Here is a 20,947-nt window from a genome sequence, read left to right as displayed (position 1 = left end):
TGCCCTGTTGTGACCAGCCGGAAGGAAGGCGCGGGGATGTCCGCCGAGCCATGTCACGCCGCCGATGAGTACTGCTCGCTCGGCTCCTCGCCGGCCCTCCCGCGCTCGTCGGCGCCCGGGACCTCGTCGGTGTCCATCCGCAGCCGGTAGTCGTCGACGACGAGATCGCGCGTCACCCTGAACAGCCACGGCCGCAGCGGTCGCCCCGACGTCAGGCCCGCCTGCTCTTCGTAGAGCGCACGGATCATGCGCTCCTTGTCGGTCATCTCGGTCATCGCTCCTGATGAGGAGCGCATCACGACCCAGCTCACGTGCAGTCCCCCCTTGTTCCAGTGGTCAAGAGGAGTCTCGCGACTGGGGTTCCACGCGACATTGATGTGTGATTGACGGGCGAAGCAACGGGTTCCGCTTCCCGTGGGCCTGCCGGGCGTGGGCGCCGGAAGCGGAAGCCCCGCGAAAGAATCGGTTCTGACCTGCTCTTTTGCATCTCCGACTGCCTCGGATCCGCTCGCCGGAGGGACAGCGGGGAGCGTGTATACGGTGATTGACGCGGCTCCACGGCGCCGCCGCGCAGGCGGATGAAAGGCGCGCGGCGCCGTCGTCCGCAGGTCCGGTTCTCACCTTCCGGAAATCCCGGAGAACGACGAGAAGGTGAATTCCACGGGAATCGCGGAAGAATGCAGTGAGGCCCTGGAAGTGCGAAAGAGAAATGCTCGGGGAGGGGTGAACCAACTGCCTGCCCCGGCCGTCGTGCCTGGCGAAAGAGACCCCGACTTCCTTCTGGAGGTTATGCAATGTCCTCTCGCCTTGGTGGCCGCAGGACGCGCCGCGCACTGTCGGTGCTCGCGCCCGTTCTCGGCATCGGCATCGCCGTTCCGATCGCCCTGACGGGGCAGGCAGGGGCTGCCGAGCCGACGGCCACCGCCGAGGTCAACGAGTACGGCTGGCACCTGACCTACAAGGCCGCCGCGGGGCAGGCCAACGAGGTGGCCGTCTCCCAGACGTACACCGACGACCGCGCGAAGTTCCGTTACGTCATCGACGACTCGGTGCCCGTCGAGGCCGGGAACGGCTGCACCCACCCCGACAGCGCGGACAAGACGAAGATCTCCTGCACGGTCGAGGCCCCGGAGAGCCAGTCCCCGCTCAACTCCATGGAGATGGACCTCGGCGACGGCGACGACACGGTCGCCTTCGACAACGCCACCGACCAGGTCTTCTACTTCAACGACGTCGAGCTGGGCGACGGCGAGGACCAGTGGACCAGCGACCCCGACCGGGAGGTCGACGGCAGCCACGTCCGTGGCGGCGCCGGCGAGGACACCCTCAAGGTCGGCGCCTACGCGCTCGCCGGGGGAGGGGACGACAACGACGTCCTCTACGCCGACGGCGGGGACGAGATCGTGGATGGCGGCGCGGGCGACGACGAGCTGCACGGCGGCGCGGGCGCCCAGATCCTGCGCGCCGACGACGGCGACGACACCGTCGTGGGCGGTGCCGGCGAGGACGAGATGTACGGCGGTAAGGGGGACGACGAGCTGCGCGGCGACGAGGGCGACGACCGCATGTGGGGCAACAGCGGCGACGACAAGCTCTACGGCGGTCCCGGCACGGACGAGATCTCCGGCGGCCCCGGCAGCAATGTGATCGTCCAGGACTGACGGACCGAAAGGGCGACGGCCGCCACCGCCGCGAATTCCCCTGCCCCGGAATACCGCCGGAGCAGGGGAATTCTGCCAGCCGTAGCCGTAGCCGTAGTCCCCGTGCGGCGTGACTTCGTGGAATTCCTCTCTGACATCTGCCCGTGGCCGGGCGAGGGGCAGGGCACGTTCGCCACACGATCCTGTGGCCGCCGATCCATTGGGTGCTGGGCCGCCGGCCTCACTCGCCCGGCGCGCCGAGCGCCGCCTGAAGCTCCCTGCGGCCCTGGATACCCAGCTTGCGGTAGGCGCTGGTGAGGTCGCAGCCTGCCTCCGTCTGGTCCCGCTACCCGGAGGGCACTCGGCCGGCCTGCGCCGTTCGAACCCTCCCGCGACTTCCCCGCGACGGAGGCCGGTCGGCGAGTTCCGACGGTGGTGAATGAACCGCGAATGAACCGCTGCGCGATTCTCCACGTTGTGGGTGGCGTTGCAGAGGACGCGTTCACCTCGTCCCGCCACGGAACATGCCCTTTGCCGCCCGCGCCGTGCTTCTGCCGTCGACCGGCGGCCTGACCAGGCACAGAAAGCATCTATTCAATGGTCAATCTTGGACAGATAGTCGACGACTGCCTTCCGTTCGGCGGTCTGGGCGACTCCGCGCCCGCCGCGGCCTGGCCACGCACGGACGGCGGTACGAACGCGTGAAATCCAGAATCGATCCGCTGACCGTCGCGGCGATGGCGGTCAATGTGGTCGCCTTCGCGGCCACTGCCCCTCTCACCGCCGTCGCTTCCGCCTCGCCGCTCGCCATGGCCTTCTGGCGCAACGCCCTGGGCTTCGTCACACTCGGGCCGTTCCTGCTGCTACTGCGCCGCCGCGAGGTGCTGCGTATCACGCGCGGCGAGCGCGGCCTGCTGCGCCGGGCGCAGTGGCGGCCTCTGGCGTTCGGGTTCCTCGCGTCCACGTCGATCGCTGTCCACTTCGCGACCTTCATGATGAGCGCGCAGATGACCTCGGTCGCCATGTCCACGGCGCTAGTGAACACCACACCGGTCTGGCAGGCCCTCATCGCCGCGGGTCTGGGCGTTCGGGTCTCCGGCAAATCCTGGGCGGGTCTGACGCTCGCCGTAGTGGGAGTGGTTGCGGCCTCGGGTCTCGACGTACAGTCCGGTGGCACGGCGCTGATGGGCGATCTGCTCGCCCTCACCGGAGGCATGGCTCAGGCCGGGTACAACGCCTTGAGTGAAAAGGCGCGCACGGATATCAGCACTCCTTTGTATTCGACGGTCTGCTCGCTGGTCTGCGGGGTGGAGCTCCTCGCCGTCTGCTGGCTGGCCGACGCCCCGCTCACGGGTTTGGACACATCTACGAAACTGTCGCTGCTCGGGCTGCTCCTCCTGCCTCAGCTCCTGGGCCTCGGCGCACTGAACTTCACGCTCGGCAGGACATCGGCGACGACGGTAAGCGCCGTCCTCCTGCTGGAGGCTCCGGTGGCCGCGCTCGGCGCATGGTGGCTGATGGGGCAGAGCATCAAGCCCGCGTCCGTCCCGGGGCTCCTGCTGATCATCGTCGGCGTCGCCATCGTCGTAACAAGCGGCGGCGGCAAGCGGACCGAGCCACGGCAAGGCAAACACCGCAAAGATGTGCCGCCGTACCCGGCCCACACCCCGTACACACCACAACCGCCCTTCACGACTGGCGAATCCACCGCCGGTGAGCGCGAACACGACACACTGGTTCCAGCTTTCGCGGCTACGCGGCCGACACCGCCACAGCCACAGCCGCTCGGGCACCACGCCAAACGGGACCCGAGAGTGCAATGGGCAGGACTCGGCCGGGACGACAGTCCGACGATCACGCTCACCGCTCACGGAGCCGGAGCGTTCGGAACCATGTTCGCGAGCAGATCTCATACGGAGGAAGCGAGGGCGGCTTTCGACGACCCCACCGAGACATGACCGGACCGTGGTCGGTGGCCGTGATCACCAAACGGGTGTGGTCCCCACCGAATGTCACGTGGGTTCATGTCCGGCGTCGGAGCCGACTCCGGGCATGAGCCCCTCCCCGGAAAGACACCATGAAGACCGAGATCACCGGCGCTGACTGGCTCGCGCTGCTGCCGGAAGGCTTCGCCGTCGAGTTGCCCGGCAATGAACTCACCCGTGCAGACCGTACAGGGGAGTGTCGTCGACGCCCGGTTGCAGCGCAGCTACCCGGTGCGCCGTGCCGCCTTCGCCGACCGCGCCGCGACCGCCCTGCGGGACGTGACAAGCGAACTGGACGCTGAGGATGCCGCAACCGGACGCCGGTATCTGAAACCCTCGGCAGTCCTCATGTGGCCACCCTCTTCAGCCGCACCGGCCGACGGTCCTCCGGTCGCGCCACCTCTCCTCCGGCATGGGGTGCTCGATCGCTTCCGCGATGCTCTTCCACAACGGAGTGCCCCACGGAATCTGGTACCGGCGTGCGAATCGATCTCCGGAGTCGCGCGGGTGAAGGACAGCCAGCGATCGGTGGCCTTCATCCGTTCCCCAGGCCGCTCAATATTGTTGAGCGCTCCCATGCAGAGAGCCGCGGGTGCGTCCAGTGCGGCAGATCCGGCCGCACCGGAACAGGCGGTTTTACCTGCTGCGTCTGGCCTCCTGGAGGCGTGCCCCGCCCCTGCGGGCCGGGCGCCGGATCGGCAACTCACCAGGCAGGCACTGTACGGACGGGGCGCGACCGCTGAACGCGGCGCCGGGGACGCCGATGGTCCGCGGCGTTGATCGCGTGACACGAACACTTGACATCGCTTCACCTGATGCTCAGAACGGAATGTCCTCTCGAGAGAGCAGGCCCGCATGACGCCACTTCTCTATCCGGTCCATGAGTTCCACGTAAACGCTGTACGCGCTTGAGCCCCATACGGCGGAGAGCCGATCAGCGGCTGCTTGGGGGTCTCCCCCCTGCTCACACAGTGCAACCCACATGACCGTATCGTCTGGCGGGCACCACGTCCGCGCCGTGGGCGTCCCAAGCATCATTGCCCCGCTCTCCAGAATTTCGAGCTCAATCTCTGAGCAGGGTCGGAACTTCGACATGAACTTCATTTCTTGATTCTCTTTCATCGAGTAGCCCTCCAGACGAGGCCGGACAACTCCGACTCGAAACGGCCGGGTTGACGCTGACCTCGTCGCGGCCGGTGACCTCCACCGGGAGAATTCCGGGGCGGCCGTCGGCGCCCTCGTCAGTGACGTGGTGGCGATCAGGTCGCCCTTGACCGCCTCGCATTCCGCGTCCCCACGTGAGGGGAGGGTGCGCTCATGAATTCGTCTCTCGCAGAAGCTATAGGTCGGCGGCGGCTTTGCCCGGCATAGTGGGAAGGAGGACGCTCACCAATTGCGGCATGCGGACGCCCGGTCAGGGCACAGCCGTAGATGGTGGCCTCTGCGTACGCCGTAACGCCTCAGCAGGAGAGATTGTCCCCGGGGGCGACGCCGAGGATCTGCGTGAAGCGGTGGTAGGATTCCACGCGGCTCTGTACCTGGGCGGGGTTCCCGCCGCCGCATTCCAGGCTGCCGTTGATGGAGCGGATCGTCTGGCCGAAGCCGGCCTGGTTGACCATGGCGTCGTGCGGGGTCATGGTGCCGGCACCGGACTGGGTGTTCCAGTACCACAGGCCGGTCTTCCAGGCCACCGCCGCGTCGTTCTGCACCAGCCCGGGGTTGCCGAGCAGGTCGATACCCAACGCGTCGCCCGCCGCCTTGTAGTTGTAGTTCCAGCTCAGCTGGATCGGGCCGCGGCCGTAGTAGGAGTCCTGTCCCGCAGGGCAGCCATAGGGTTTGCCGGGGTCGCAGTAGCCGGGGTAATTGGCTTTGTTCTGCTCGACGACGTGCACCATGCCGCCGGTCTCATGGCCGACGTCAGCGAGGAAGGCGGCGGCCTCCTGCTTCCGGACGGTATCGCTGCCGGTGGTGGCGAATCCGGGGTAGGCGTTCAACGCCGAGATCAGCCCATCGTAGGTGTAGAAGGAATTCCGGTTCGGGAACATCTCGTTGAACTGCTTCTCGCTCACGACGAAGCCCGCGTTCGGCTTCCGCGTCCGGGGAACGGAGTCACTCGGCTTCCGCGTCTGGGGAACGACATGGGCGGGTGTGTGCCGTGCCCCCGCCAGGGCAGTCCATTTCTGGTTCGCGGTACCGGCACAGGTCCAGATCTGCAAGCGTGTCCAGTTGGCGCTGTTGTTGTCACGCACGTCCAGGCATTTGTCCGCGGCCGGGTTGACGATGTCGTGGGCCTCGGTGACCACCCACTGCTGGCCGGGGCCGCCGTTGCAGTCCCACAACTGGACCGGCGTCCCGTCGGCGGTACCCCCACCGAGAACGTCCAGACACTTGCCGAGTACCCGCAGGGTCCCGTCACCTGGGTTGGACACCCGCTGGGCGCCGGTGCCGTTACAGTCGAAAAGCTGGACAGCGGTGCCGTTGTCCCTCTTCGCTTCCGCCACGTCGAGGCACTTGCCGGCCAGGCCGGTGACCGGCCCCTGAGACGCGGAGGCGCCGGACGCCGCGAGCAGCTTCTCGGGTGCGCCGCCGAACAACGTGATGGCGACGGCCGCCGCGACGGCGCCCGTCGCGAGGGCGACCCGGACGAACTGTCTGGGGAAGTGCCACCTGAGGCGGGGGGTGGTGGACATCATGGACTCACTCCTCGGTCCTGCCGTGAAGGCTGGGGCGGATCCGCGGGAGAAGGCGCCCCCTTGTTGCCTGACGCAGGTTCTACGGCCGTGAGGCATAAACGGTTCTGTGGTGTCGTCAAGTCGCCGCGCTCGCCCTGTACTCGCGGAACCCCGAGGCGGTCGGCTTCGGACGGCCGAGGGGCTTCCGCGACGGTGGGGTGGTGGCCGCCCATTGAACCGCTCTCAGTGTCCATCCGTTCGTTCTCCACAGGTGGCCGCTCCGGCCGCTCCGCGCGATGGAGCGGCTCGGTGGGAGGTGCTGTGGGCCACCTACGCCCCGGGTCTCCTGGGCGCACACCGCTTCCAAGTCGAGGAGAATGACATGGCACTGTTCGAGCATCCGTTCGTTGCGGCTGGTTCAGCCCGTCCGCCTGTGGGTGACACGGGGCGGATGATGCAGATGATGACCGGGTACTGGGTCACCCAGGTGGTGCGGACCGCAGCCGAGTTGCGCATCGCGGACCATCTCCACCCGGGTGGGGCCACCGCGGCCGAGGTGGCCGCGGCGGAGTCGCTGGACCCCGACTCGACGTTCCGGTTTCTGCGAGCGTGCGCCTCGCTCGGCCTGGCCACCTCGACGGACGGGAAACGGTTCGAGAGCACGTCCCTGCTCGACACCTTGCGTACCGACAAGCCCGGGTCGCTGCGTGATCTGGCGCTGTGGGGCGGTGCCGAATCGCACTGGCTGCCCTGGGGGCGGCTCGCCGACGCGATACGCACCGGCACCACCCCGGCCGGGGCCGCCCTCGGCGCGCCGTTCTTCGACTGGCTCGCCACCCGGCCCAGGGAGGCGGAGGTCTTCACCAACTCCATGACCGCCATGACACACAATCTGGCCCATCAGCTGGCCGACGTGATCGACATCAAGGACGCCGAGGTCGCCGTGGATGTCGGCGGCGCCGGCGGAAACCTCGTCCAGACCCTGATGCGGCGGCATCCGGGACTGACCGGGATGGTGCTCGACCTGCCGCACGCGGGCACCGAGGCGGACGCCTCCGCCGAGAGTCTCGGGGTCACGGACCGGTTCGCCTTCGTGGGCGGCGACTTCTTCGATCAGGTGCCCTCCGGCGATCTGCACCTGCTGAAATTCGTCCTCCACGACTGGGACGACGATGCCTGCGTACGGATCCTGCGCAACTGCCGGGAGGCGCTTCGGCCCGGCGGGCGGGTGCTGGTGATGGAGCTGCTGATCGACGAGGTCGGCAAGCCGGGTCTGGAGCCGCTGATGGATCTGAACATGATGGCACTGTTGACCGGACGGGAGCGCAGCGCCGAGGAGTTCGAGGCCCTGTTCCACCGAGCCGGGCTGGAACTCGTCAAGGTGTCGTCGTCCGCGTCCCTGGTCTCCGTGCTGGAGGCCGCGCCCGTCTGACGTAAAGGTTGTCCCTTCCGATTGGACAGTCCAGTCTCGGCCCGTACGGACCGGCGCCGGGAGTCGGTGGAGGGGACCGGACCGCGGACACGGCAGGTGGCACCAGGCCCGAGCCTGGTGACCTCCTCTGCCGGTCCCTGCGTGATTCGCTGCTGGCCCAAGTTGGCAAGCCGGGGGCCACAGGACGTGGCACCCATCGTCTGACCGCCGATGAGTGGGCCGAGGTCGGCAACAGGGGGCTGGGCGACGTTCCCCGCGCGAAGATTCCCGTGCTGTTCGGAATGATGCTGCGGGATGCCTCCGACGACCACCGCGCACTGTTCAAGGAAGCCATCACCCCTCCAGTATTCGCGGTGATGTCCAGGGTCGGCCCGATCGTCTTGAAGCGATACCAGCGCAAAGTCTTTGCCGCTCGCTGACATCGCCCGCCATCGAGAGACCCGGATACGAGATCTCGGCATTCACCGCCGCCGAGGCAAGCAAGAAAGCAAGGGATACGTGCAGCCGATGAGTGCGGCGCATCCGGCGAATCACGCGCCGAACCCCCTGCCACTTTTCTGGTGCATAGTAAGGAGCCATGGGCATGAAAATTGGTATAGGACTGCCCAATCAGGTGCGCGAGATGGACCCGGCGATCATTCCCACATGGGCCACAAGGGCCGAGAAGGCAGGATTCTCGTCGCTCGGATCTATCGGCCACATTGCGTACCCGGGCCTCATGGACACCGTCGCACTCGCCGCCGCGGCCGGCGCCACCAGCACGATTGGGCTGATCAGCCATATCATGGCCGCACCGATGTGGCCGGCGGTGCTCCTGGCGAAGGAAGTGGCCGGTATCGACGCGGTATCCGGCAACCGTCTCACTCTTGGCATCAGCGTCGGCGCCCGTTCCGACGACTTTCTCGTGGACGGGCTGGGGCCACGCGGCAGGGGCAAGCGGCTCGACCGCGACCTTGAGGTCTACCGGAGCATCTGGCGCGGAGAGACGGTCGGAGGCGCCTCGAATCCCCTGGTGCCCGCCGGCACACGCAGTGTGCCCCTGATGTTCGGCGGCGGGTCTCCCGCCTCCTTCGAGCGCATGGCACGCTGGGGTGAGGGATACATCGGCCCGTCGGCGCCCGTGGGGATGGCCGCCAAGATGTTTGACGCGGCCGGATCCGCGTGGAAGAAGGCGGGCCGCGAAGGATCCCCGCGGCTTGTCGCCATCGCGTACTACGTTTTCAGCGATGTCGCACAGGGACGGGCCAACGTACAGCACTACTACAGCGCCTCCGGCCAACGGACCATAGACATCGTCGACAGTGGCATCTGCGCTGGGCCCGACGCGGTGCGCGACGCGGTGAAGGCTTACTCGGAACTCGGAGTTGACGAGATCATCTTCACCCCGGCGCTCGCCGACACCCATGAGGTGGGACGGCTCGCCGAAGTCGTCCTCTGAGCTTCGTGGGTCCCTTGGGTAGTGCTGCCAGAACGCACCCGGACAGCTCGTCACCCTGGGGTACTGGCGGAAGCGTTGAGCTGTTCGCGTACGGGGCTGGCTCGATGGCTGCGTCGCTGGCGGCGAGGCCGACATCGACGCGAGAACGCTCCCCCTCATGAGTGCGCGCGGCCCCCCGAAGAGGCCGCAGCCGACTCCAGGGTGCGCGGCTCGCGGCTGCGGAGTCTCAGCAGTCCTGCCCGTCGCGCCATCCGCAGGCCTACAAGAATTGACGTGTAATCAATGGGGCTCAGCGGTGAAGCGGCTCCTTGATCGCCGAACGGAGGGGTTCCAACAACTGGTTGGCCTCCTTGATCCCGTTCGGAGAGCCGAGGTTCGGGATGCTGCGGTGCGGAAGTGCTTCGAGCGGTCCGTCCGCGCAGCCCGCGAGGCGGTCTCCGAAGAGCACCAGGGCCAACCGTGACAGGTTGCGCCTCGAGCCCCAGATCATCCCCATCGCTTCGGGCACCTGGGCCCGGATCTCCCGCGCCCAGTTGCGCGTGTCCCTGTAGTGCTTCTCTCCTTCGCCCTCCAGCAGGTTGTTGTCTTGGCAAACGGCGGCGAGGGCGGCTCCGGAGCACAGCGAAACCAGTTTCAACTCGCACCGGGTCCGCACCACGTTCAGCGACTTGCCCCGCACCTTCACCCAGGGCACCAGTCGCATACCGATCTCAAGGTCATAGTGGACCGAGCGCAACAGGGTCTCGGCGAGGGCGGTTTCCGGGTCCGTGGCCGCGTACAGACAGGGGTACGGATCCTCCGGCGTGCCGTGGAAGCGCCCGGGTGCAGGGTCGTCAGGGTCGAACGGCTTGAACTCCTCGGCCGCGAACCGGGACGAGTGCATCCGCCACAGCTGGGTACCGGCGGGCAGCACCTCCCAGTGCGGCCGGAAGCGGTACATGGAGAGCGTCACGCTTCCCTCATGCATCAGTCCCCCTCCACCAACGCGATGGCGGCGTCCACCAGTTCGCGGTCCGGCCGGATACCGATGAGGGCGGCGGGCGGCCCGCCGCCCAGCCACGCGTTGCCGCTCAGCCACCAGTCGGCGGCTCCCCACGGGTCCGCGTCGGCGAGCAGCACCCGGTTGACCTCAAGGACGACTTGGTACGGCGCTCCGCCCCGGGGTTCGAACTGGAACTCCGGGTAACGGCCGCCGAGGTTGGGGTCGGCCAACCGGATCAGCTCGGGCGGTGGCGCCGAACCGCGGTACCGGCCGCGGACCTCGGCGGCCGAGAGCGCGGGTGCTTGGAGCAGTCTGCGCTCGACGGCGGCGATGATGACGACCGTGGTGTCGGGGGTCGATGATGGGCCGGCCGTAAGCCGGGCCAGCAGATCTCGCGTCCGCAGGATGGCCGGGTGACCGACAGGCGCCGGACCGGCGAGCCGTAGGGAGTCCAGTGCCTCCCGGACCGGATGGTCGAACGGCAGCGGCACCAGGCAGAGGCATAGGGCCTGAAAAGCCCGGCGTACGGACCTGGAGTCGTCCGGCGGGGTGTCGGCGAGCGCGCGCAGGCGGGTGAGCAGGAGCTGGTACCGCTCGTCGGTCAGTTGGGCGCGGATGCTGTCGAGGTGTTCGTCGATGAGGCCGAGCACCCTAGTCCCGCCGTCCTCCCCCGGGGTCATACGCGCTCCTTTCCACGACCTGGGTGGCCCTGATGGATGAACGCGGTCCAGGTGGCGGAATGTTGGAGGCCGGGGTGGCCTGTGTCCAACCGTAGCTCGTCGCTCAGGCAGCCCGGATCCGTCCGGTCCGGGTCGAGCATCCACAGCCGCGCGGCCCGCGGTGCGTGGGCGGGGCTGAGACCGGCCCGCAGATGACGGTGGAAGTCCGCCATCAACAGCACCGACGCGCCATCCCTGGCGGTCCATCGCGAGCCCACGACATCACGCGCGCCGCCCGAGACGAACGCCGTGGTGAGGGTCAAGGCCCCGTCGTAGTCGCGGGTGCTCAGAACGGTCAACTGGTGGTCCGAGGGTGTCCGTTCGGTCTCCGAGCCGTCATACGCGCGGGAGGGGCCAACGACGGCATCCGGCCTCGGCGGCAATGCCTGCGCCCGCACGACGGCCTCGTCGGCCCAGGCCCGCAACGCCTGAACGCCGCCACTCTCCTCTTCTTCCCCCACCGGTACTCCCTCACAACTTGAGAACATCAACAGACGGCGCGCCATCTCAGACTGCCCAGAACCCTGTTCAGTGTGGGCTTCGTTCATCTCCAAGGGCAGCATTTGTCAATGTGTTTGAGCAGCAACCTGCGATCAGCGCGCGGCGTGGTTGTTCTGTGGAGTTGCGCCGCCTCCGGCCGCGCGGCACACCTTGGACGGATCGCGGTGGACGTGGCGGTGATGCTCGCCGATGGCTATCGGCGACCCGACCAAAGGAGCAGACCGCAAGCCACCCACAAGCACGGGTTCGGGTTCCACCCGATCCTGTGCTTCCTGGACAGCTGAAGCCCTGGCGGGCCGCCATCACCGACATCGGCAGCCGATTAATCCGGCGCACGACGGAAAGAGGGCTGCCTTCAGCGTCAAACTGAAACGACGGACAACGCGGCCCACGCTGGGGATCCTCAAGCAGGATCAGTCCCGCGGGATCCGCGGCCCAGCGCCGGTCGAGCTCATCGAGCGAAGGGGAAGGCTCGGCGAGCAGTCTCTGCCGGACGGCTCGCGCCACGGCTTTGCTCGCTGGGGACAGTCCATCCGTGTGGCCTCCGGTCATGACTTCATGATGACCCCACACCTGCCCGATTAAGACCTTGATCTGCGTTCCTGCCAGAATTCGCCCGCCAACCGCCCGGGGATCGCCCAGCACCGGCCTTCTCGCGATCACTCGCAATGGAGATCGCGAGCCCGCTCTTCACGGAGACCTGATCCCTTTGCGGCGGTAGCCGCAGACAGGCGAATCATGGTACGGCGTTGCCAGCGGAACGGATCCTGGCAACTCGAGGTAGTCGCGCCAGGACCCGTCCCGCCGAGAGAACCGCTCGGGGGTAGCGGTATCACCACTTACAACGGGCTGAGCGGCCAAGTGGTTCACAGCGCTCCCGACACCTCGATGCCGCTCTACGGCGCGACTGAGCCGACGCCGCCAAGGGATCCGGTCCGGGTGAACCGTTCCCGGTGTCGCTTCGTTGTCGGAGGTGACGCACGAACACGTCCGCGACGCCCTCACCGATACCGTCCAGGCCCTGCCCGCTCACCTGATGCGCTCCCTGACCTGGGACCATAACGCCGAAATGGCCGCCCGCGGCTCCTTCACCGTCTCCACCAACATCCCCGTCTACTTCTGCGACCCCGCCACCCCCTGGCAACGCGGCTCGAACGAGAACACCAACGGCCTGCTGCGGCAGTACTTCCGACTTGTACGCCCACAGCCGCGAGCATCTCGATGCCGTCGCCGCCGAACTCAACGGCCGCCCACGCAAAAAGCCCGGCTGGGAAACCCCAGCCGAGCGCCTGCACCAACTGCTCACGGCCTGATCAACACGACCACGTGTTGCAACGACCCCTGGAATCCGCCGCCACGGCCGGGTCCCGCTCACCCTCGCCCCGCTCCCGGCGGAGACCGCGCGTCCTTGAGCGGTGGGCACGTTTGTCTTCGGACCGGTGCGAGCCGGCGCCGAAGTCGGGCGAATGAACCAACCGCGGGGAAAATCCGTGTTGCCCTTGAGCGTTGGTCGCTTACGACACGGAGGAGGACACGCCTATGCCGCCTGAGCAGCAACCCAGTCGCCAAATCCGCATCACGGCCCGGCTCCTGGATTTCCTGCGTAACCTGCGTGACGCCAGGGGGGGTCTGGTGCACAAAATAGGCAGTGCTGTCGTGAAGACGGCGATCGAATACGCGGAGGAGAGGCTCGCGAAGGGACAGGAGCCACTGGAGTCTGCCGAGAGGCGGAGGCAGGGACCCCAACCCCAGCAGCCTCCTCAAGGCCAACAGATGTGGCAGGCTCACCGAGGTTATGAGGTGCCGCCGCCCGCTCAAGCGCCGCCCCTCAATCGGCCACCCTACGGACCGAACCCGCAGTCGTCGGCGGCGCTCAACTCCGCCCTGTCGGCCACGCGGCAGTCAAGGGCGGGCAAGCCGATCCGCCGTAAGCCTGTGGCGTCCCAACAGCCACCGGGCCCAGCCAATCAGCCAGCCGGAACTCCCCCTCCCACTACTGCTCCGAGGGCCCCACTCCCCCCTCTAGTAGCTAGCGTCTTGGATGAGACTCCCAGGGCCGCCCCCCGTGCCAGGCGTGTTCCGCCAGCGACTTCGACCGGCCGACCAGAGGCCAATACCCATACCGCGTCCCCGTCCAACACCACATTGGCCCAAGCGGCGTCGGCGCACTCCCCGGTCCCATCTGGACCGGGGTGGTCGGCCAGCACCCCGCCCAGGACGCGGTCACAGCCCGGGGTGCCACAGAAGAATGTGCACACCCCGGGGTGATCTTCGTACGGGGAACGTTGCCACGTCCTGTGGCCCCCGGCTTGCCAACTCGTGCCAGCAGTGGTCATCCTCAACCGCAGCCTGACCAAGCCCTACTACAGACTCGTCCCGATACTCGCGCCGATTGAACCGATCTGTTTCCTACACGTTGTTGTCCGTGGAGGGCCTCACAGAACCCGTGAGGCGCGAGTCCGTTTCGCGAACGCTGTACCGAGCCCGAGCGCTTCGCGAGCACACGGGTGGCACTTCCGTGCCGCCGTTGGCGACAGAAGGAGGGGCAGGAAAATTGCCTGTTTACACCCCGGCTCAATCGGAAGCGATGATTTCACTTGAGGAATTGCGCGCATCAAACTACCACCGAGGCGCGATCATTTTCTTGGGCACCGCAGATCATGAAACGCAAAAGTTGAGCACGGAAGCCTATTCTGCGGAAGCGTATTTCAAGGCGACCGGACAGGCGGTGGACCGGGTCTATGAGGAACCTGTACCGGAAGGGCCGCGTGGGTTTGTACGAAGGGGACGTGGTAGGGAGGTGCCGACTCCGCGGGAGGCTTACGAGATAAGGCGCGAAACGGCCGAGAGCAACCATGCCGAGGCCACGGATAAGTGGCTGCGAAGGGGGTTTCGATACGAGCGGAGGATGGAAGGGATCCTGGACCAGGCTGGGGTGCCGCACGGCAATCCCTCGGCGCAGTGGACCATGGCGACCCAACCAGAGCAGACGTCTGGCCATTCGAATTCTTCCTCGTGGCCCAGCGGGCAGCAGGATCACCACTACTCAAGCAGTCACAGCCAACGGCGCCTACGATAACTCGCAGGCTCGATCGTGCTGACGGCCCGTCGGCTTGCTAGTAGGGCTTGGTCGGGTTCATTTGCCGGTGGGCCGGGGTCTCTATCTGCGGGGACCGCTGCTGGATGGGCAGCGCACATCGGTGGAGCCGATGGCGGCCCGGCTGGGCGAGGACGACAACCGCCAGGCCCTGGCTCACTTCATCACCACCAGCCCGTGGGATCCGGCGCATGTGCGGGCCCGCCTCGCTTGGAGGATGGCCCCGGCGATCAGACGACCGTCTTGATCATCGATGAAAGGCGGATCGACACCACCAGACGGTTCGTGCCCGCAAGCGAAGACGGAATGGGCGTAAGGAAACTGAACCGGTGGTTGAAGCCCCGTGAGTCGTCAGCGGCCTGCCGAATCTGGTGGATGGGTCGCGCCGCAGTGCTGGAGAGTGCCTTATCCGGTGGCCTCTCCTCTTCCGGTCGCCTTTATCCTGTGGGCGCCGAGAGGCCCGAGTTCCAAGGTGTCGTCCAGTACTACCTCCTGGCCCAGGATGTGTTTCGTCTGGGCAGGCTCCGATGGGTCATGGAGACTTCGATGCTCAAGACCCTGGCCGGGAAGTCCCGCAGCACGGTCACGAAGACGGCTCGGAAGTACAAGAGACTGATCGAGACGCCCGACGGGCCGCGCACATGTTTTCAGGTCATGGTTGAACGGGATCGAGGAAGGAAGCCACTGGTGGCCCGCCTCGGCGGGATCCCGCTCAAACAACAACGCACAGCGACCCTCACCGTCCTGAACCCGTCATGGCCAGCAGCAGACGCAATGAGTTGATCCATCGGCTCCTTGCGGAATGCTGCGAGATGTGCGAATCCCGGACGCAGTCCATGGCTGTGCGACGGCGAAAGACCCTGGTGATCTGCCGACGCTGCCATGAAGACATTCACGCCGGGCGGCTCACCGCTCTTAAACGGACGTGATCACTGGAGAGCGGAATGCGGGGAAACTCGCCCGTTCCGTTCGGGAAGGGGCTGTCGGAAAAGGGCCCGCACCACGGGCACCTCGTCGGCGGCCTACTTCACTCGGCGGGCGGGGACGGGAAAACCGACACCCGGGAAGGTGCACGGCGTCCCCTCCCCGACCCAACTACTCAAGGACGGCGACACCTCGGCCTGTGTGTCGCGGCAGTACACAGGCACCGCCGGCAAGGTCACCAATTGCCAGGCGGGCGTGTCCTTGCACCTGGCCTCGGACACCGCCTCAGTAATGTGCTGTGAATACCGCTGAACAACTTCACCACGTCGTCCTCCGGCCTGCTGCCGTGCTGGTGGCAGTGGATCGTCGCCAACCTGACTGCTACGGTTCAATCGCCACCGGCCCCACGGCTCCGCTGGGCGGTGTCGCCGGGCACGGCTACTTGTTCCACCTCTTGTTCGTGTTGTTGACCTCCAGCTCCGCCGCCGTCAGGTCCACGTGCAGCGGGATTCCGGGGCGGCTGCCGACCTTGATGAGGAAGTTGCCGAGGCCGGGTGGGTCGGCTCGGCGGCCGTTGGTGGCATCCCAGGCGGGTGGGGTTGACCAGTCCACCAGGAGTCGTTTCTCCGCCTCTGTCAGCTCCACGACCTGGGCCAGTTGCGGCATCTCGACGGGCGGCAGGCCACCGCAGATCACCATGCCGGCGCGTTCCACAAAGCCCTTCGCCTTGGTGCGGTCCTCCTCCGTGGGGAGGGCCAGGAGGTCGTCGATGGAGTGTGTGATCATGGCCAGGCCCACCCCGCGCTGGCGGTCAAGGCGGGTGAGGGCGTTGACCCGGTCGACCAGGCCGCGGCCCGCTTGGAGGACGCGCCAGAGTTCGTCCATGACGAGGAAGTAGTTGCGCTGCGGCTCCAGTCCCGCGTCCGCGAGCGCGTGTGCCGCGGCGACCGCGCCGAACCCGTACGACCAGCAGGACAGCAGGGCCGCCGCCTGGAGCAGGACCTCGCTGTCGTCGATGCCGCTGACGTCGAAGCAGACCGGGCGGTCCAGCTTCATCGCCTCCGTCGTCGGCTGGGCGAAGGTGCCGCCCAGGCGGCCCTCGCCGAGCAACGCGGTCAGCGACGCCTCCAGGTCTTCCGTGATGTCCCGATAGCGGTTCATGTCGCCTCGGTCCAGGGCGACCGACCGTACGGCCTCCGGGGCGTCCTTGATGACCCGCACCAGGTCACCGAGGACCGGAACGCGGCCTGAGCCGCCCGAGCCCGAGCCGTGGCGGTCGGCCAGGACGTTCAGCGCCGTCGAGAGGATCGTCTCCTCACGGTCCGTCGGCGGCGCCGTGCGCAGAATGGTCACCAGGGCGGACACCATGTGGAGGCGGCGGCCGTGGATCTCGGCGAGGAGCCGGCCGCGGGCGTCGCCGGTGAGCCGGCCCGCGGCCTGGAGGGATTCGCCGGGGTCCAGGACGTTGAGGTTGCCGCGGCCCCGGCCCAGGCTGATGACCTGCCCGCCGATCGCTCTGATCAGGTCCACGTAGTCGGGCTTGAGGTCACCGAAGATCAGCGGGTGGACACCGTAGCCGGAGAGGCCGAGTGCCATGCGCCGTACGACCGTCGACTTGCCGAGTCCCGGGCGGCCGAGCACGAACATGGACGGGTTGGCCAGCAGCCCCGTGCGCATGAACCATGACACGGGGTCGCAGCACACCGTGGCCCCGGAGTCCAGGTCACGACCGAGGGGTACCCCGACCATGGGGGTTCCGGCGCCCGCGCCGAACGGCCACAGGCCGCACACCTGTACCGAGGTGCCGCGCCACTCGGGCGCGGGGTCGACATAGCCGACCATGCCGCCGCCGTGGCCGGGCCAGCCACGGGCGGTGGGGTGCGGCGGGCGGGGTTGCTTGGTCGTGCGTGCCATCGGGTTCTCCGTAAGTTGTCGGGCGGCCGACGTCACATCGCGTCGCGTACCGTCTGCGGCAGGGCGGTGTGCAGCGGCAGGACCAGGCCCAGGGGCAGCGCCGCCGCGAACGCCGCCGACTGCGAGCCGTAGACGGGCCGCACCGCGATGCGGGCGGCGGGGGCCAGGTGGTCGACGGCCGCGGCGGCCTTCGGCAGCTCCTCGGCGGAGTTGACGGTCGCGGTGATCAGCATGCCGAAGCGGATCACGCCATGTCCCTGGGCCTGTTCCTCGGTGGTCCTGCGCGCCGCGGTCACCTCCGCGTCGTCGCGCGCCTGGCCGATCTGCGACTGCTGGGCGCTGAACAGCGCGTTCTTGTAGTCCTGCTGGACGACGCGGGCGCTCTCGGCCCGGGTGTGCGGGCGGTACAGGAGGGTGACGCGCTTGCGGGCGATGTCGCGGTTGGGCTGTACCAGCCCGGTCAGGACGTTGGAGAACACCTCGCCCTGCGGGGCCTCCGTCATGGCCCAGGTCACGCTGAACGCTCCGTCGTGACGGTAGTGCGCCCACGCCTCCTGGGCCGCCATGGGACCGGCTTCGCTCCAGGTGAGCCCGGTGCCGCCGGTGGCCTGCGCCTCCTCGACCAGAGGCGCCACGGCCGGGTCGTAGGCGACGCGCACCGCCTCGGCGAGTTCGGTCGCGGTCATCGGTACGGCCGTGCCGGCGCCTGTCATGGACAGCCCGGCGGTCAGGCCCGGCAGGCGGGTGCCGATGTGCACCGCCATGTCCTCGGCGCTGCGGCGGGGAGAGCCCGGGCGGGCCGCGCCGGAGTACGTCAGCGCGATCCGCGTGGTGATCTGCGCCGAGCCCGCGAAATAGTCGGTCACCACCTCGTTCAGCATCGACGAGGCCAGGTCGGGGGCATCGGGCGCGGTGTTGGCGGCGATCTCCTGCTGGAGCCGGACCCCGGAGTCGGGGGCGGTCTCCACGGTGACGCTCGCGGCGACGAGGCCGGGCTCGGCGCTCAGCGCGGACAGCCACTGGCCCCAGTGGGCCACCCAGGTGTCGACCTGCCGCTCGTCGACGAGGGCGGCTCCGTCGGGGTTGCAGGAGATGACGACGGCGTGGTGGCCGGTCGCCGGAGTGGTGACCATGGCGAACGGGCGGCCGTAGCCGTCCCGCGCCTCGGTCAGCTTCGACGCGGCCGCCAGGCCGGGCAGTTCGCAGGTGCCGTACCCGGACCGGCCCAGCGGACCCGACCGGTACAGGTGGCCGCCGGACTTGGTGGTGCGCCACCAGGCCAGGCGGACCGCGCCGCGCTGCATGAGCGTGCGGCCGTGCCGGTCCTTCACCGCCAGCGGGGCCAGGACGACGGCGAACGACATCGCCAGGGCCAGGGCGACCCAGATGGAGATCAGCGTGGCCAGGACCACGGCGATCATCCCGGCGAACAGCAGCATCGTCGCCCCGAGGGACAGACCACGCAGGCCGGAGCTGCGCGGCTTGCGGAAGTTGCCGTAGGTGCGCGGGGTGAGTTCTTCAGTGGCCACGGGGTGTCTCCTGCTGGTCGTCGGGATACTGCCGGACCGGCACCGGCAGCGGGGGCGCCGTCTCCTCCCGGTCCTCGGACCGCGGCTCGGTGGTGTCCTCCGCCACGGTGTCCTTCGCCGCCGGCCGGGCGAGTGGTGTCATGGCACGCCCGCGGTCCGGCGTTCCACGGGCCCCGTCCGACGTCACGCCTGCCCCGTCGACGCCCCGCGCGACCTGCGTAGCGCCCGCCCGTGCGCCGGTGGCCTCCCGGCTCACGGCGGCCCCCGCCACCGACCGGCCGGTGGCCAGGCCGCGCAGGTGCGGTACGGGCAGCGCCCCGGTGGCCGCGGCGGCCGGGCCGCCCGCTCCGGCGGACGCCTTCGCCGCACGGCCCGTGCCGGATACGGCCGCCTGGACGACCGGGGCGGTGAACCTCATCAGCGCGGGCAGGGTGAAGCAGGCGAGGACGATCAGCACGACCCCGGAGACCATGGAGACGACCTCGTCGTCCTGTTTCTGGCCGGTGATCGAGAAGGCGGCGGCGTACACGACGGCCGCGGCCGGTTTGTACAGCACGAAGGCGAGCAGCCAGCCCACGGACCTGCGAAACCAGACCCGACCGACGGGGGTGGAGCTGGCTGCCGCCGACAGGGGCAGTGTGCCGGTGAGGATCACCAGCATGGCCATCCGCACGACCATCAGGGCGATCTGCGCCACGGTGGCGACGACCACCAGGATGGCCATGACCAGGACGAGGAACGACGAGTCCGTGCCGCCCAGGGCCAGCATGGCCGAGGTGCGTTTGTCGAACTCGGCCACGCAACTCGCGACCGGCTCCCCGGTGGCGCTGATCTGCCGGCAACCGGTGGACCTGTCGATGATCCAGACGCTGAACTTGTCCCCCGCCGAGGTCAGCAGGGAGACGGTGGCGACCCCGGCTGAGGAGACCACCACCAGGTTGAGCAGCCCCTGAAGAGCCTGCCGGGCCGGCTCGCCACGGCGCTGCCAGGCGAGTTGCCCGGCCGCCACCAGCAGGCACAGTACGGCGGTGAACGAGGTGAACCACAGCGTGGAGCCACGGAGAAACGCCACCGGTCCGGCGTCGTCGCCCAGATCGGGGCTGCCCAGGTTCATCCAGGCGCCGCCGAGCGCCTTGACGGTGATGCTCGCCGCCTTCGCGGCGCTCTCGGCGATGTCGTCGAACGCGCTGCCGCCGAGGTCGTCCGGGGACGTCCCCGTGCCGTCCCCCACGCAGTAGCCGCCCACCGAGGGAGCCACCCAGCCGAAGTCACAGCCCGCCATCACACACCTCCCCACTCGGCGTATCCGGCCAGGGAGTCGACGGGGGTGGCGGCGGCGGGGGCGGCCGGGTACTCCAGCCGCCAGTCGCCGCCCCGCCACAGCACCGTCGTGGTGGCGGCCTGCATCCGGCCGTCCGGGAACCGCCACACGGTCTGGATCACCGCCGTGGTGTCGTTGTACGTGACGAACTTGAATCCAGCGATCTGCCCGTGGGCACCGCCGTCCCGGTCCGCGGACGCGCTCTCCTCCGCCTTCGTCCGCTCGGCGATGTACGCGTCGCGGCCCGCGCCGACGGTCTGGGTCAGGGTCACCTTCCGCCAGTCGTCGGCGGCCAGGTAGCGCACGCTGATCTGGCTGGTGGCCAGCAGGGCGCCGACGGGTGTGCGCGCGTAACAGCGCGCCACGTCCTCGCCGGCCACGGCCGGGCCCGCTGCCTTGGACGAGGGAAGGGCGACGGCGCCGTACAGGTCCCAGGTCACACCCCGGGGGGCGGCGGTGGGCACGTCCTGCCGCTCATCGGCCAGTCGGGGGCACGAGTCGTCGCCGTCGCCATCCTCCGGGGAGCGGGACGACGGGGCGGCGGCACGGTCCGGGGGCGGCTGGGAAGCGGTGGAGCGGTCGTCCTCGCCGGAGGCGTCCGAGGTGGCGACGACCGCCCCTCCGATGACGGTCACGAAGCCGATGAACGCGGCGGCGAGGATGAAGCCTGTACGCAGCCACGGGCTGCGCGGCTCGTCGGACGCCGCGCGGGTGCCGGAGTCTGCCATGGTTCTTCCCCATCCTCATGGGTGGTTCGGTGTGGTGGTCGGCCGGACGGATGAGCGGCCTGCCT

At 68.4% G+C, this 20,947-nt stretch carries 17 protein-coding genes and 2 pseudogenes; 10 read left to right on the top strand and 9 right to left on the bottom strand.

From position 1 onward, the window contains the following. Nucleotides 1-53: 53 nt before the first annotated feature. Nucleotides 54-275 carry a hypothetical protein gene (locus ACJX2R_RS31585; protein WP_413102904.1) on the bottom strand — a complete coding sequence of 74 codons (222 nt, stop codon included), beginning with the start codon at nt 273-275 and terminating at the stop codon, nt 54-56. Nucleotides 276-794: 519 nt separating this feature from the next. Between ACJX2R_RS31585 and ACJX2R_RS31580 the strand changes: the two genes are divergently transcribed. Together ACJX2R_RS31580 and ACJX2R_RS31575 are read left to right on the top strand one after the other, a co-directional pair. Then, on the top strand, nt 795-1,661 hold the full coding sequence (locus ACJX2R_RS31580) for a calcium-binding protein (RefSeq protein ID WP_413102903.1): 867 nt from the start codon (nt 795-797) through the stop codon (nt 1,659-1,661). 716 nt (nt 1,662-2,377) lie between these two features. Beyond that, nucleotides 2,378-3,598, top strand: a complete 1,221-nt coding sequence (locus ACJX2R_RS31575) for a DMT family transporter (protein WP_413102902.1) — start codon at nt 2,378-2,380, stop codon at nt 3,596-3,598. Nucleotides 3,599-5,085: 1,487 nt separating this feature from the next. Here the strand turns inward: ACJX2R_RS31575 and ACJX2R_RS31570 are convergent. Continuing rightward, nucleotides 5,086-6,318 (bottom strand): glycoside hydrolase family 19 protein, encoded by a 1,233-nt coding sequence (locus ACJX2R_RS31570; RefSeq protein WP_413102901.1) that lies wholly within the window; start codon nt 6,316-6,318, stop codon nt 5,086-5,088. A 361-nt stretch (nt 6,319-6,679) separates the two neighbouring features. On the opposite strand from ACJX2R_RS31570, the gene ACJX2R_RS31565 reads away from it, so the two are divergent. The 3 genes from ACJX2R_RS31565 to ACJX2R_RS31555 all read left to right on the top strand — a co-directional run bounded on the left by ACJX2R_RS31565 (nt 6,680) and on the right by ACJX2R_RS31555 (nt 9,167). Then, nucleotides 6,680-7,729, top strand: coding sequence for a methyltransferase (locus ACJX2R_RS31565; protein ID WP_413102900.1), 1,050 nt, complete (start codon nt 6,680-6,682; stop codon nt 7,727-7,729). A 269-nt stretch (nt 7,730-7,998) separates the two neighbouring features. Beyond that, nucleotides 7,999-8,148 (top strand): hypothetical protein, encoded by a 150-nt coding sequence (locus ACJX2R_RS31560; RefSeq protein WP_413102899.1) that lies wholly within the window; start codon nt 7,999-8,001, stop codon nt 8,146-8,148. Between the two features lie 158 nt (nt 8,149-8,306). Further along, nucleotides 8,307-9,167 (top strand): LLM class flavin-dependent oxidoreductase, encoded by an 861-nt coding sequence (locus ACJX2R_RS31555; protein ID WP_413102898.1) that lies wholly within the window; start codon nt 8,307-8,309, stop codon nt 9,165-9,167. A gap of 289 nt (nt 9,168-9,456) precedes the next feature. On the opposite strand, the gene ACJX2R_RS31550 is transcribed toward ACJX2R_RS31555, so the two are convergent. The 3 genes from ACJX2R_RS31550 to ACJX2R_RS31540 are packed head-to-tail and all read right to left on the bottom strand — an operon-like array spanning nt 9,457 to nt 11,329. Next, nucleotides 9,457-10,134: an RES family NAD+ phosphorylase gene (locus ACJX2R_RS31550; protein ID WP_413102897.1), complete on the bottom strand. Its 678-nt coding sequence runs from the start codon at nt 10,132-10,134 to the stop codon at nt 9,457-9,459. Further along, a complete protein-coding gene (locus ACJX2R_RS31545; protein ID WP_413102896.1) occupies nt 10,134-10,829 on the bottom strand; it encodes a hypothetical protein in 696 nt (231 codons plus the stop codon). The genes ACJX2R_RS31550 and ACJX2R_RS31545 overlap by 1 nt, the downstream gene beginning before the upstream one ends. Further along, the gene (locus ACJX2R_RS31540; protein WP_413102895.1) at nt 10,826-11,329 is read right to left on the bottom strand and encodes a CHAT domain-containing protein; all 504 of its coding nucleotides are present in this window, start codon (nt 11,327-11,329) and stop codon (nt 10,826-10,828) included. The genes ACJX2R_RS31545 and ACJX2R_RS31540 overlap by 4 nt, the downstream gene beginning before the upstream one ends. Before the next feature lie 114 nt (nt 11,330-11,443). On the opposite strand from ACJX2R_RS31540, the gene ACJX2R_RS31535 reads away from it, so the two are divergent. The 5 genes and pseudogenes from ACJX2R_RS31535 to ACJX2R_RS31515 form a co-directional block, all read left to right on the top strand. Then, nucleotides 11,444-11,653 carry a hypothetical protein gene (locus ACJX2R_RS31535; RefSeq protein WP_413102894.1) on the top strand — a complete coding sequence of 70 codons (210 nt, stop codon included), beginning with the start codon at nt 11,444-11,446 and terminating at the stop codon, nt 11,651-11,653. Between the two features lie 692 nt (nt 11,654-12,345). After that, nucleotides 12,346-12,682 (top strand): annotated as a pseudogene (locus ACJX2R_RS31530) (IS30 family transposase); the annotation flags it as partial. 1,833 nt (nt 12,683-14,515) lie between these two features. After that, entirely contained in the window at nt 14,516-14,713 is a 198-nt protein-coding gene (locus ACJX2R_RS31525) for a transposase (protein ID WP_413102893.1), read from the top strand. Further along, entirely contained in the window at nt 14,710-15,249 is a 540-nt protein-coding gene (locus ACJX2R_RS31520; RefSeq protein ID WP_413102892.1) for a group II intron reverse transcriptase/maturase, read from the top strand. Before ACJX2R_RS31525 ends, ACJX2R_RS31520 begins: the two co-directional genes overlap by 4 nt. 306 nt (nt 15,250-15,555) lie before the next feature. Next, nucleotides 15,556-15,678: pseudogene (locus ACJX2R_RS31515) on the top strand (transposase); the annotation flags it as partial. 150 nt (nt 15,679-15,828) lie between these two features. On the opposite strand, the gene ACJX2R_RS31510 reads toward ACJX2R_RS31515, so the two are convergent. Genes ACJX2R_RS31510 through ACJX2R_RS31495 form a run of 4 tightly spaced genes read right to left on the bottom strand, consistent with a single transcriptional unit; the run spans nt 15,829 to nt 20,882 of the window. Next, a complete protein-coding gene (locus ACJX2R_RS31510; protein WP_413102891.1) occupies nt 15,829-17,304 on the bottom strand; it encodes an ATP/GTP-binding protein in 1,476 nt (491 codons plus the stop codon). 32 nt (nt 17,305-17,336) lie between these two features. Beyond that, nucleotides 17,337-18,833: an SCO6880 family protein gene (locus ACJX2R_RS31505; protein ID WP_413102890.1), complete on the bottom strand. Its 1,497-nt coding sequence runs from the start codon at nt 18,831-18,833 to the stop codon at nt 17,337-17,339. Next, nucleotides 18,823-20,115: a hypothetical protein gene (locus tag ACJX2R_RS31500; protein WP_413102889.1), complete on the bottom strand. Its 1,293-nt coding sequence runs from the start codon at nt 20,113-20,115 to the stop codon at nt 18,823-18,825. The genes ACJX2R_RS31505 and ACJX2R_RS31500 overlap by 11 nt, the downstream gene beginning before the upstream one ends. Continuing rightward, nucleotides 20,115-20,882, bottom strand: a complete 768-nt coding sequence (locus ACJX2R_RS31495; protein ID WP_413102888.1) for a hypothetical protein — start codon at nt 20,880-20,882, stop codon at nt 20,115-20,117. Before ACJX2R_RS31495 ends, ACJX2R_RS31500 begins: the two co-directional genes overlap by 1 nt. Between the last annotated feature and the right edge of the window lie 65 nt (nt 20,883-20,947).

The organism is Streptomyces sp. Inha503 (assembly GCF_047215865.1).
GTDB lineage: Bacteria > Actinomycetota > Actinomycetes > Streptomycetales > Streptomycetaceae > Streptomyces > Streptomyces lycopersici.
This window is presented reverse-complemented; position numbering and strand designations above follow the sequence as displayed.

Coding starts and splice junctions, on each gene's coding strand:
- ACJX2R_RS31585 (WP_413102904.1), bottom strand. CDS start 275: ATGACCGAGATGACCGACAAGGAGCGCATGATCCGTGCGCTCTACGAA.
- ACJX2R_RS31580 (WP_413102903.1), top strand. CDS start 795: ATGTCCTCTCGCCTTGGTGGCCGCAGGACGCGCCGCGCACTGTCGGTG.
- ACJX2R_RS31575 (WP_413102902.1), top strand. CDS start 2,378: ATGGCGGTCAATGTGGTCGCCTTCGCGGCCACTGCCCCTCTCACCGCC.
- ACJX2R_RS31570 (WP_413102901.1), bottom strand. CDS start 6,318: ATGATGTCCACCACCCCCCGCCTCAGGTGGCACTTCCCCAGACAGTTC.
- ACJX2R_RS31565 (WP_413102900.1), top strand. CDS start 6,680: ATGGCACTGTTCGAGCATCCGTTCGTTGCGGCTGGTTCAGCCCGTCCG.
- ACJX2R_RS31555 (WP_413102898.1), top strand. CDS start 8,307: ATGGGCATGAAAATTGGTATAGGACTGCCCAATCAGGTGCGCGAGATG.
- ACJX2R_RS31550 (WP_413102897.1), bottom strand. CDS start 10,134: ATGCATGAGGGAAGCGTGACGCTCTCCATGTACCGCTTCCGGCCGCAC.
- ACJX2R_RS31545 (WP_413102896.1), bottom strand. CDS start 10,829: ATGACCCCGGGGGAGGACGGCGGGACTAGGGTGCTCGGCCTCATCGAC.
- ACJX2R_RS31510 (WP_413102891.1), bottom strand. CDS start 17,304: ATGGCACGCACGACCAAGCAACCCCGCCCGCCGCACCCCACCGCCCGT.
- ACJX2R_RS31500 (WP_413102889.1), bottom strand. CDS start 20,115: ATGGCGGGCTGTGACTTCGGCTGGGTGGCTCCCTCGGTGGGCGGCTAC.
- ACJX2R_RS31495 (WP_413102888.1), bottom strand. CDS start 20,882: ATGGCAGACTCCGGCACCCGCGCGGCGTCCGACGAGCCGCGCAGCCCG.